The sequence below is a fragment of the Peribacillus sp. NPDC055009 genome (genome assembly GCF_053608705.1).
The window spans coordinates 35,130-46,581 of record NZ_JBSGVZ010000022.1; the positions used below are offsets into that span (position 1 = coordinate 35,130).

An 11,452-nucleotide genomic window follows, 5' to 3' on the forward strand; every position below is an offset into this window, starting at 1 on the left:
AATAGTTCTTTTAGGGGATGATTCATCACTCCCGAGAGCCGCTTTCTGTTCGTACAGTTCTCATCAAAATTCTTTGAAAACTGCAAAAAAACCCATCCTCATAAACGTCCTGAAAACGGGCTTTTTTTTCTGCAACTTTTCTGTACTTCTTTAAATGTTTTTCACGAGTAAATAGATAAAATACGGCGCTCCTAAAATTGAAACGATAATCCCCACTGGCAATTCCATCGGGGCCATGATGACCCTACCTAAAGTATCGGCAGATAACAGCAATAAGGAACCTAGGATTGCAGTAAGCGGAAGTAGTTTTGCATGTCTTGCCCCCACTAATCTCCTGGCTATATGCGGTGCAATCAGGCCTAAAAACGTAATGCCTCCGCCCACCGAAACGCATACACCTGCCAAGGCGACTGAAATCAGCAATAAAAGCCTGCGTTCCTTTTCTACCTGTACACCAACTCCAATGGCAATCGAGTCACCCAAGCGCAAAACATCCAATACTTTGGATTTATAAATCGCTAAAGGTATCAATACGATCAACCACGGTAATAACGCCCATACAAAAGTCCAATTCGTCCCCCAGATCGTCCCGGATAACCAGATTAATGCCTTCATGAAATTGTTCGGTTCCATTTTCATCTGGAAGATGACCAGACCTGCACCGAATGCTGCATTGATTCCTATGCCTACCAATAATAATCTCGCAGGCGTCACCTTCCCTTTTTTCCAAGATAGTGCATAAATTAAAAAAGCGGCAAGGAAAGAACCCACTAAAGCAGTGAAAGGCATGATGAATACCGATGACCAACCCTTGAAAAATGCAGTGCCCTGGAAGAAGAACATATATAGTACAACTGTGAACCCTGCTCCTGCATTGATGCCAAGGATCCCAGGGTCAGCTAAGGGATTCTGTGAGATGCCTTGCAGAATGGCCCCTGATATGGCAATTCCCATTCCAACTAGAATAGCTAAAACGATTCTTGGTAAACGAAATTCCAAAATCGTCAATTCGTTTTGAGCAGTGCCATTTCCCGATAATGTCGTTATGACGTCAATCAATGGAATCTTAATGTAGCCTGCATTAATGCTAATGAAAAAGACTATGACGGTTAAAACGCCAGTTAATAAAAGCAGCTTCTTAAACATTCCCTCTTTTGGGTCTGAATGCTTGGGCATCATAATCCCCTCCCTTCCTTACGTGCTAAATAAAGGAAAAAGGGGACGCCGATAATGGCCGTTATGGCTCCGACAGGCGTCTCGAATGGGGCATTCACCATACGCCCGACGATATCGGCCACAATCAATAGCACACCACCCAAAATTGCAGAACATGGAATGATCAGCCGATAATCATTACCTACCAAAAACCTTGTAATGTGGGGAATGACCAAGCCTATGAATCCTATCATTCCCGCTATCGATACCGCAGCTCCCGTCAGCAGCAATACCACAATCGTTCCCATTAGTTTCACTATGCCTGTATTTTGACCAAGACCTTTTGCCACTTCTTCACCTAGGCTGAGAATGGAAATAGAACGGGAAAGGGCCAAGGCTAATAATAGCCCGGCCAATATAAATGGAAGTGTAAATAAAACATGCTGCGGCTGCACACTTGAAACTCCCCCGGCAAACCAATAGCTTATATCCTTTGAAATATTGAATTTAATCCCGACAGCCGTAGAAAGTGAGCTAAGCAAGGATGTAATGGCCGAGCCGGCCAACGCGAGCTTTACTGGTGTAATGCCGCCTCTGGAAAACGATGTAATCCCGAAAACTAATGCAGCTCCTAAACCTGCCCCTACAAAAGAGAACATCATTAAACCTAGGTAAGTAACACCTGGTATAGCCACGAGAGCAATTGCAATTAAAAATGAAGACCCCGCCGTTACACCCATTATCGAAGGTGATGCCAATGGATTTCTTGTCATTCCCTGCATGATCGCTCCTGAAACAGCTAAAGCAGCTCCTACACATATTGCGGCGACCGCACGCGGAAACCTTAATTGCCGAATGATCGTATGAGCCGGATTATCTTCATCGAAATGAAATAATGCGTTATAAACATCACGATAGCTCAAATCGGCAGCCCCAAAGTTAATCGAAGCCACGACCGAAATGAGCAATAACCCAATACCTACTATTATTAGTATCAAACTTACTAATCTATTTTTATATGTATTTAGTGGTATCTTATTTATTTCCGTTTTTGAATTCATCTTAACAGCTACTCTCTCCAAAGTGAAAATGCAAAAATAACGATTGACAATGAGTGGTTTCTATATTTAAATTAATTGAAATCGATAATCATTATCATTCACAGTATATTCTATCATATCCTTAGGAGGATTCAAATGTATAAAGTTATGAGCACGAAAAAAATGTTGCAGGCGATGGGCGCAGGATTATTAGCACTTTCATTAGCTGCCTGCGGTGACGAAGAAGCGACGGATAGTCAATCTTCGACAAATAAAACAGATCAAACCTCAGCTAAAGACCAACAAGAAGAAGCCAAAACAAGAACCTTAACGGATGCAATGGGGAATAAGGTAGTTGTCCCAGCTAATCCGAAACGTGTCATCGCTACATATCTTGAAGATAATCTTGTCACTCTCGGGATAAAGCCTGTCGCTCAATGGAGTGTAAAAGATGGGGCAAGTATACAGGGGTATTTACAAGACGAACTTGATGGAATCCCTACCATTCCACACGACCTTCCATTTGAAGCTGTTCAAAAAATGGAACCAGACTTAATCATCATGGACTCTGCAAGTATGGTTGAAGGCGGAAAGTATGAGCAATATAATAAAACCGCACCTACATATGTAATCGGTACCGAGGTAAACAATGACTGGCGTGATGAACTTAAGCGCGTTGGAGAAGTATTCGGCAAAGAAGAGGCCGCTAAGAAAGCTTTAGAAAAGTATGATGCTAAGGCTGCAAAAGCAAAAGAAACACTAAAAAAAGAAACGGATAATCCTTCTGTGGCAGCTATTTGGCTAGTAGGCGGCAAATTCTTCGTTGTAAGTGAAACGCTTTCCAGCGGAGCTGTAATGTACGGAGATTTAGGCTTGAAAGTTCCCGCTGTGGTAAAAGAGATATCCGCTAGTGCAACTGGGAACTGGAGTGCCATTTCATTAGAGAAGTTAGTGGAATTGGATGCCGATCACCTTTTCTTGATCAATAGTGATGAATCAACTGGCTCTAAAGCCTTGAATGAGTCTTTATGGAAAAGCATACCAGCTGTAAAATCCGGAAATGTTCATGAATTTTCTGCTGATGAAAGCTGGTTATACACTGGTGCAATCGCTAATGAACAAATCATTGATAATGTTTTAAAAAGTTTAGTGAAATAATAATAAAAGGCTATCACAGGCAGTGATGGCCTTTGCCTGTTTCCTCATGGGGGACCTATTTTGAATCATGTTTGATGAAATCAAGGAAAAAAGAGGATATATCATGTCTACTGTTATCAAGCGTTTCTTACATTATTATAAACCTTATAAAAGGCTATTCATTATTGATTTTTCATGTGCAGTTTTAATTGCCGTTTTAGAGTTGGTCTTTCCCCTGGCAGTAAACCGAATAATAGACGATCTATTACCAACCAACAATTGGAAATACATAATAATAGCATGCGTAGCTCTTCTTGCCATCTACTTATTGAGTACTCTATTAAACTTCATCGTTTCTTACTACGGACATAAACTTGGTATAAACATCGAAACGGACCTTAGGGAAAATCTATTCTCCAAGCTGCAAAAGCAATCCTTTAAATTTTTCGACAATAATAAAACAGGGCATTTAGTATCCAGGATGACGAATGATTTAATGGATATCGGGGAAATCGCCCACCATGGTCCAGAGGATTTATTCATAGCGTTCATGACCATTTTTGGCGCCTTCTTCGTCATGTTCCAAATTAATTGGCAATTAGCCATTATCGTATTTACGGTTGTTCCCTTTTTAATAGTCTTATCCGTTTATTTCAGCCGTAAAATGACAAGGGCTTTTAAAAGGATGTTCGGTGATATCGCGAATTATAATGCCCGTATCGAAAATAATATTAGCGGCATCCGCGTTGTCCAATCCTTTACTAAAGAAGCTCATGAAATTCAGCTATTCAATCGCAGCAATTCAGAATTTCGCCTGACAAAACTCCTTGCTTATAAAATCATGGCGTGGAGTACGTCGATGAACTTCATTCTCATGAAATTGGTCGCCTTAACCGTGCTGGGCTGCGGGGCTTGGTATGTCATCCATGGAAAAATGACTTATGGGGAATTCGTGGCATTCATCATGCTTTCCAATATCTTCATAGCACCAATCAAACAAATCAGCTCGATTTTGGAAACCTTGCCCAAGGGTTATGCAGGGTTTAAAAGATACCTGGAATTGGTTGATATGTTCCCGGATATCCATGATGTCAAGGACGCAATCGAAGTTGATTCCGTAAAAGGTGATGTAGTTTTTGAGAATGTTTCTTTTGGCTATGAAGCGGACAGAACGATACTGAAAGATATCTCTTTTTCTGTTACGGCAGGTAACACGATAGCATTGGTAGGTGCTTCAGGTGGTGGTAAAACAACATTATGCAGCTTGCTGCCCCGCTTCTACGATATCCAGTCAGGCAGTATTAAAATTGATGGCATTGATATCAGGGACTACAAATTGACTTCATTAAGAAAACATATCGGTATCGTACAACAAGATGTTTTTTTATTTGATGGAACGATTAGGGATAACATCATGTACGGCAATACCGAGGCAACCGAAGCCCAATTGAACCAAGCCATCGAAGATGCTCAATTAAATGACTTGATCGAACAATTGCCAGAAGGCTTGGAAACGTTGATTGGAGAACGTGGAGTGAAATTATCGGGAGGACAAAAGCAGCGTGTCTCGATTGCTCGTATATTCCTGAAGAACCCACCGATATTAATCCTTGATGAAGCCACTTCCGCTCTAGACACCGAGACCGAAAAAGCAGTTCAGAAAGCATTGGAGCGACTCTCGATAAATCGGACTACACTTGTCATTGCACATAGATTAGCGACAATTAAACATGCCGATCGCATCATCGTTGTACAAAATGGGGAAATCATCGAACAAGGTGCCCATGATAATTTGCTCCATCAAGACGGAGCATATAAAAATCTGATCCTTGCCCAAACTGTGTAGAATAGAGCTTGGCTAAAAGAATGCCATAAACGAGAAAAAAGGCCTCCCAACATTATTGGGAGGCCTTAAACTTTATGGGAAATGCACATTCATTCATTCGTTTTCAATGCTTCATAAATTGCAGTTACAACACTTCCATAGCTTCCTGTTGTGAAGAGGTCGCCAAAAAACTGATTGGAATTGGCTACAGGGTTAACGAGCGGAGAGTGCTTTTTATTTGTTAGTAACACAATCCCTAAATCCATTTCCGGATCAATGATCGTGACCGTCCCAGTCCATCCAGTATGACCGTAGGCACTGTCGCTCGCATAAGGGCTGAACATCCATTCCATGCTAGCATCGCCATTTCGTCTCCACCCAAGCCCATATGTAGGATTCATCTCGGAAGGTGCGACGAATTCATCGATGGTTTCTTGATCAAACAACATATGTTTACCGTATCCCCCGCCATTCAGCATCACCTGCAGAAGGACTGCCATATCTTCCGTATTGGAGAAAAGACCGGCATGCCCTGAAACGCCTCCCATTGAATAAAATGCTTTTTCATCATGTACTTCCCCTTGAAGTGTGTATGTGCGAATGTTAGGGAAGTCTATCACGCCATCACGGGTGTTGCCAAGCAATTCAGTTGCGGCAAAATCCTTTGGCTTAAAGCCCTTTTGAAGAGGATTGAACTTAGTATTTTTCAACCCAAGCGGCTTGTACAATTCATGTTCAACATACGCATCAAGCTGCTTACCCGTTATTTCTTCAACAATGGCACCAAGCAGCATATAATCGACATCACTGTAGACATTCTGTGTTCCAGGTACATATGTGAGCGGTGTTTTTGAGATGAACTCGATGGTTTTATCCCGCTCCTGGGAATAAAGTTCTTTAGAAACCTTTGGATTATGGTATTGGGGATCGGGTCTGAACCCTGCTGTATGATGAAGAACATCAATAATCCTCAGATTGTCCTTTCCTTTGATTACATCCTTCTCCGTGTCTTTGAATTCAGGAATGTACTGCTGGACTCTTGCCTGGATATTTAGCTTGCCTTCGCTGACTAATTTTTGAATGGCAAAATTGGTTGCATACATCTTCGTGTTTGAAGCAAGGTCAAACAACGTGTCATTTTCCATCTTCTGAAACTTCTTAAGAGGCGTATGTTCATTAAACTTCTGTTTGTACCCGTAGCTTTCATTTTTAACGATTTTCCCGTCCTTTATGACAATCAGGGCAGCACCGGGGAAACCGGCTGCCACTTCCATTTCAATAAGCTGATCCACTTTTTCCAGCTTTTCAGACGAAAAGCCCGCTTCTTCCGGTTTTTTTGCTTTCTTTAATATTGGATACTGGCTTGCAGTCTCCTTACTCACAGCGGCTTCATGATTTGGATTTTCATTAGCAAAAGACACGGATGGTGCTAGTAAGGAAAGTGCCAGAATTGAACTAATTGTGCAGCTTGTCCATATATTCATCATTTTCCACCCCTTTGAAATCACTTTAGAAAATAAAGAGCAACTTTACCGAAAGATAATAATCTCATCCATTCCGTTCTTTTTTCACCAGGATTCACAATCCGATAAAGTGTTAATCGTGTATGTTCCGGGTTGCGATTGGGATATCTTATTCTCAAGTTGATAAATGCGACATTTCCCAAAATCAGTTAATATTTACAAATAATTCTCAATTTTCAGTATATGTTATTTCGAGCATCATTTCAATTTGATATTGATATTTTTAAAATTATATTTCAAATCGTGAGCATAAGTCATCCACAGTTCAAAGAAGAAAAACCAATGTTTATTAAAGCTCACTATTATCAATGAGTCATTTGGATAAATCGCTGATATCCATTTCGCCTCTACTTTGCGAAGTATAAATTAATGGCAAATACGGCTAATGGCTTTTTAACTTCATTGCATAAGAAACATAGAAGATATTAATACTATTTGAGAAATAAAGGGATTTCAGCTGCTATCTGAGACAAGTTTAGGGTGATGAAAATGTGGAAAACGATTGTTTCCTACCTTCCAGAATGGCAGGTTTTTATACAGGCTTCCATTGTGTTTGTTATTCCGTATCTAATCAGCAAATTGTTTAATTTGCTTCGCACCTCAAAGGATGAGTGATGATGATGAAAGAGTGGATATCAAAGATTGGTAAAAAAGGTAAGGGTAACGAAAAAGACAAACAAGAAGAATATACCTCCCAAGAACCCACACATCAGTTTACAGATAAACTTAATTTTAATCTTGAATGTGTTAAGCAAGAAATTGGCCATAATTGGGATGTGCATTTTCGGGAATTTAATCTAGGGCGAACCGGTATACGGTCAGTTATCATTTTTGTGGATGGACTATCGGATAAAGATCTCATTGATCAGCATATCATGCCATCATTGATGGTTGATTTTTCAGCAGAATATAAACAGAACCTCCCCTACCTCAAGGGAAGCATTTCAAATGAATTCATAAAAAATGAAGTGTTATCCATTAGTGAAATAGAAGCTGTCCGTTCCATTAAAGAGTTAGCATCTAAAGTACTAACAGGTTCTACCGCCCTTTTAATTGATGGATCATTGGATGCGCTGATCCTAGGAACTACAAAACATAAAACAAGGGCGATCGAGGAACCGGTATCAGAGGCATTAGTCAGAGGTCCCCGTGTCGGCTTCACTGAATCATTGAGTGATAATACATCCTTTTTAAGGTGCAGTGGTGAAATTGAGAATTTATCGTTAGTAAAATTCCAAGTAGGAAAGCGTTCAAAAAAAGATTTGGTTGTCGCTTACATAAAAGATATTGTTGATCCCGAATTGGTGCAAGAGGTGGAAAATCGAATTAAGAAAATTGATATTGATAGTGTGCCGGAATCAGGTTATGTAGAGCAACTTATCGAAGATAATTACCTTAGTCCTTTTCCGCAGGTACAGAATACAGAGCGTCCTGATCGGGTGATCGCTGCTTTGATGGAAGGTCGAGTGGCCATCTTGTTAGATGGGACGCCATTCGCTTTGATCGTTCCGGTTACATTGAGCATGATGTTGCAATCACCGGAAGATTATTATGAAAGGTGGATTCCTGGCACATTCATTCGTATGCTTCGTTACCTCGCAGCTATTCTGGCTCTTTTTACACCGTCTTTGTATATAGCTTTTATCTCATTTCATTCAGGGTTGATTCCGACCAAGCTGGCCATCTCCATTATCGGAACCAGGTCCGGGGTTCCTTTTCCGGCACTTATCGAAGCATTATTCATGGAAATGGCCATCGAAATTTTGAGGGAAGCAGGACTGCGATTGCCTAAGCCAATCGGTCCCGCAATGGGAATTGTCGGCGGTTTAATCATTGGGGAAGCTGCTGTACAGGCAGGGATCGTTAGCCCTGTTTTGGTCATTGTAGTAGCCTTAACTGCCATTTCATCATTTTCCATTCCGCACTATAGTATTGGGATTACATTACGGATTCTGCGTTTTCCAGCTATGATTTGTGCTGCTACATTTGGATTATACGGGGTCATTCTCTTTTTTCTTTTAATGGTCAGTCATTTAGTGAAATTAAAAAGCTTTGGTGTGCCTTACTTGAGTCCAGCCGTTCCTTATCGCTTAAGTGAGTGGAAAGACCTGATAGTGCGAATGCCACTTATGATGATGAAACGCCGTCCAAAGATGATGCATACAAAAAACCCCATACGTAAAGGATAACCTATCGGTGAAAGGGTGGTTAAAGAATGATTCTCAGTCCGAAAGACAAAATTACAACTCCACAAGCAGCTGTCATTGTCATCAACTTCATACTCGGCACAGGATTACTCACCCTACCCAGATCATCTACGGAAAAGGTACAAACACCAGATGTATGGATAAGCGTTATTTTAGGCGGATTCATCACTATAACCGCAGGGCTGATCATGGTCAAATTAAGCCAACAGTTTCCCGAAAAGACCTTCTATCAATACATCAATGAAATTGTAGGAAAATGGCTGGGTGGGTTACTAAGTTTAGTTGTAATATGTTACTTTCTTACAACTTCCAGTTTTCAGCTCCGTGCAATGGCGGAAGTAATAAGGTATTTACTTCTGGAGGGTACGCCTACTTGGGCAATCATCATGATTTTCATGTGGGTAGGTCTTTATCTCATCATCGGCGGCATTAACCCGATGGCCCGTCTTTTTGAAATTATTTTACCTTTGACAGTTATCCTTTTTTTGGTTGTTACCTTTATGAGCTTTAAAATATTCGAGATCGATAATCTGCGTCCGGTATTAGGAGAAGGAATCGTCCCTGTACTAAAAGGAGTAAAAACAACGGCTCTCGCTTTTTCAGGGCCTGAAATAATGCTGCTGCTTATTCCATTTATGAATTCACCAAAAAAAGCCGTAAAAGCCCTCCTTGTTGGAGTTTCCATTCCATTGATTTTTTACGTGATAACGGTCGTAATGGTTATCGGGGCATTATCTATTGATGGAGTGGTCATGAGAACATGGCCGACACTTGATCTTATCCGAAGTTTTGAAGTCGCCGGGTTGATCTTTGAACGGTTTGAATCTTTATTGCTCGTTGTCTGGATCATGCAAATATTCGCCACATTTACGATAACATTTTTTGCAGCCGCTTTAGGGCTGGCTCAAATTACGAAAAAAAGCATTCACCCATTCATGTTTGGTTTGCTTCCGATTCTCTACATCCTTGCCATGATTCCGAAAAATATCAATGACCTATTTAAGCAAGGAGATTTCGTCGGCAATATCGCAATGTTTTTATTTGGTTTACTCCCCCTTCTACTGCTTATCATCTCAAAAATAAAGGGAGGGAAAAAATATGAAACAATCACATAGCAATACGCGCCCCCTCTACATTTCCCTCTCCGTTCTTTTGTTCTTATCCCTTACAGGATGTTGGAGCAGTCATGAAATTGAAGAGCAAAGTTTAGGTATAGGTTTGGCATTCGATAAGGCCAAGCAGTCCACCATCGAGAAAAAGTTAAACGAACAAGGGGGGGGTTATTCAAAAAGGAACCTGATTACTGCAACCTATCAATTCATCACTCCACAGGTAGCGAGTTCGACAACGAAACAATCCGGACCACAACAAAAATCTTATGTTAATGTTTCTGAAACTGGAGACTCCATGCATCAAATGGTTCGTGAATTATCACTGAGAAGTGAACAACCCGTAACCGCGCACCATATGAAAGTGGTTGTTATCGGTGAAAACCTTGCAAGATCGTATAAGTTGGAACAATTACTTGATCAAAATCTACGGGAAAGTGAGCTTAGGCCAAGCTGCCTTGTGCTCATCAGTAAAGGAAGAGCAAGCAAAACACTGGAAACAAAGAAGGCAGGAGAAATTCCAGCGTTCCGTCTGGCTGGCATTGTAGAAAATGCATATCGAACAACGAGGATTTTGCCCCCCATGTCGCATATTAAAGTAGAAAGCAAGATCAAATCAGGGTCTAGTTTTCTGATGCAAAAAGTTCTATCAGCAGATGGGCAAGTCAAATTTGCCGGAGCTGCCGTAATCAATGGAAAGACGCACAAAATGACTGGTACTTTAAATGAAGAGGAACTGGAGGGCGTAACATGGATAACAGGTAAGGGAAAAGGCGGTGTAGTGAAAAGCTTTGATAAAGAAACCGGTGAGCCGATTGTATATGAAATAGAGACCATGAAAAGCAGTATCATACCACGTGTTAAAGGAGACAGCATCTCTTTTGATGTAAACATTGAATCAGTGGGGAGACTATCTGAAAACTGGGTAGTTTCAGGAGATACTTTTAAAAATGAATTTCTAAAAAAAGCAGAAAAATCATCAGAAAAAGAAGTGAAACGCTTGGTGGGGAATGTTTTAGAAAAAATGCAAAAAGAATACAAAACGGACGTTGCCGGCTTCGGAAATCGATTGAGAATTGAGCACCCAAAAGTATGGAATAGGGTCAAAAAGGATTGGGACCAAACATTTAGTGAAGCTCCAATCAACTACGATGTAAAATTAACTCTTAATGATTATGGAACAACAGGAGGATCAAAGAAGTGAAAAAATGTTGGAAATGAAAACTATTTCTTGAACATTATAAAGGCTATTAAATGGGATCCATTGGAATACATATACGATGAGCATGAAAAGGCCCCCCACAGTAAACTGTGGGGGGCCTTTAACTTTATAGTCACTCAAGGTCCTGCATAAAACCTTAACCCTGCACCAAGCGAGGACATCTCCTATTTATATACCACTCAATTGAACATAGCATCTTTCATCTTGATATATTCAATTGAAGAAATCAAAGCC

8 protein-coding genes are annotated in these 11,452 nt (G+C 40.7%); 5 read left to right on the forward strand and 3 right to left on the reverse strand.

Annotated elements, in window-relative coordinates:
* Positions 1–150: 150 nt before the first annotated feature.
* Complete coding sequence (locus tag ACWF5P_RS23425) at positions 151–1,176, reverse strand: FecCD family ABC transporter permease (RefSeq protein WP_452445358.1); 1,026 nt, start codon at positions 1,174–1,176, stop codon at positions 151–153.
* Positions 1,176–2,216, reverse strand: coding sequence for an iron chelate uptake ABC transporter family permease subunit (locus tag ACWF5P_RS23430; protein ID WP_434168339.1), 1,041 nt, complete (start codon positions 2,214–2,216; stop codon positions 1,176–1,178). Before ACWF5P_RS23430 ends, ACWF5P_RS23425 begins: the two co-directional genes overlap by 1 nt.
* A 135-nt stretch (positions 2,217–2,351) precedes the next feature.
* Between ACWF5P_RS23430 and ACWF5P_RS23435 the strand changes: the two genes are divergently transcribed.
* Both ACWF5P_RS23435 and ACWF5P_RS23440 read left to right on the forward strand, forming a co-directional pair.
* A complete protein-coding gene (locus ACWF5P_RS23435) occupies positions 2,352–3,353 on the forward strand; it encodes an ABC transporter substrate-binding protein (RefSeq protein ID WP_452445359.1) in 1,002 nt (333 codons plus the stop codon).
* Between the two features lie 103 nt (positions 3,354–3,456).
* Positions 3,457–5,178 (forward strand): ABC transporter ATP-binding protein, encoded by a 1,722-nt coding sequence (locus ACWF5P_RS23440; protein ID WP_452445360.1) that lies wholly within the window; start codon positions 3,457–3,459, stop codon positions 5,176–5,178.
* A gap of 89 nt (positions 5,179–5,267) precedes the next feature.
* Here the strand turns inward: ACWF5P_RS23440 and pbp4b are convergent, their stop codons facing one another.
* On the reverse strand, positions 5,268–6,641 hold the full coding sequence (gene pbp4b, locus ACWF5P_RS23445; RefSeq protein WP_452445367.1) for a penicillin binding protein PBP4B: 1,374 nt from the start codon (positions 6,639–6,641) through the stop codon (positions 5,268–5,270).
* Positions 6,642–7,300: 659 nt separating this feature from the next.
* On the opposite strand from pbp4b, the gene ACWF5P_RS23450 reads away from it, so the two are divergent.
* From ACWF5P_RS23450 to ACWF5P_RS23460, 3 genes are read left to right on the forward strand one after another with little or no spacing between them, the layout of a single operon-like run.
* Complete coding sequence (locus tag ACWF5P_RS23450) at positions 7,301–8,869, forward strand: spore germination protein (protein WP_452445368.1); 1,569 nt, start codon at positions 7,301–7,303, stop codon at positions 8,867–8,869.
* A gap of 26 nt (positions 8,870–8,895) precedes the next feature.
* The gene (locus ACWF5P_RS23455; protein WP_434168335.1) at positions 8,896–10,002 is read left to right on the forward strand and encodes a spore germination protein; all 1,107 of its coding nucleotides are present in this window, start codon (positions 8,896–8,898) and stop codon (positions 10,000–10,002) included.
* Complete coding sequence (locus ACWF5P_RS23460; RefSeq protein WP_434168334.1) at positions 9,986–11,200, forward strand: Ger(x)C family spore germination protein; 1,215 nt, start codon at positions 9,986–9,988, stop codon at positions 11,198–11,200. The genes ACWF5P_RS23455 and ACWF5P_RS23460 overlap by 17 nt, the downstream gene beginning before the upstream one ends.
* The last annotated feature ends 252 nt before the right edge of the window (positions 11,201–11,452 follow it).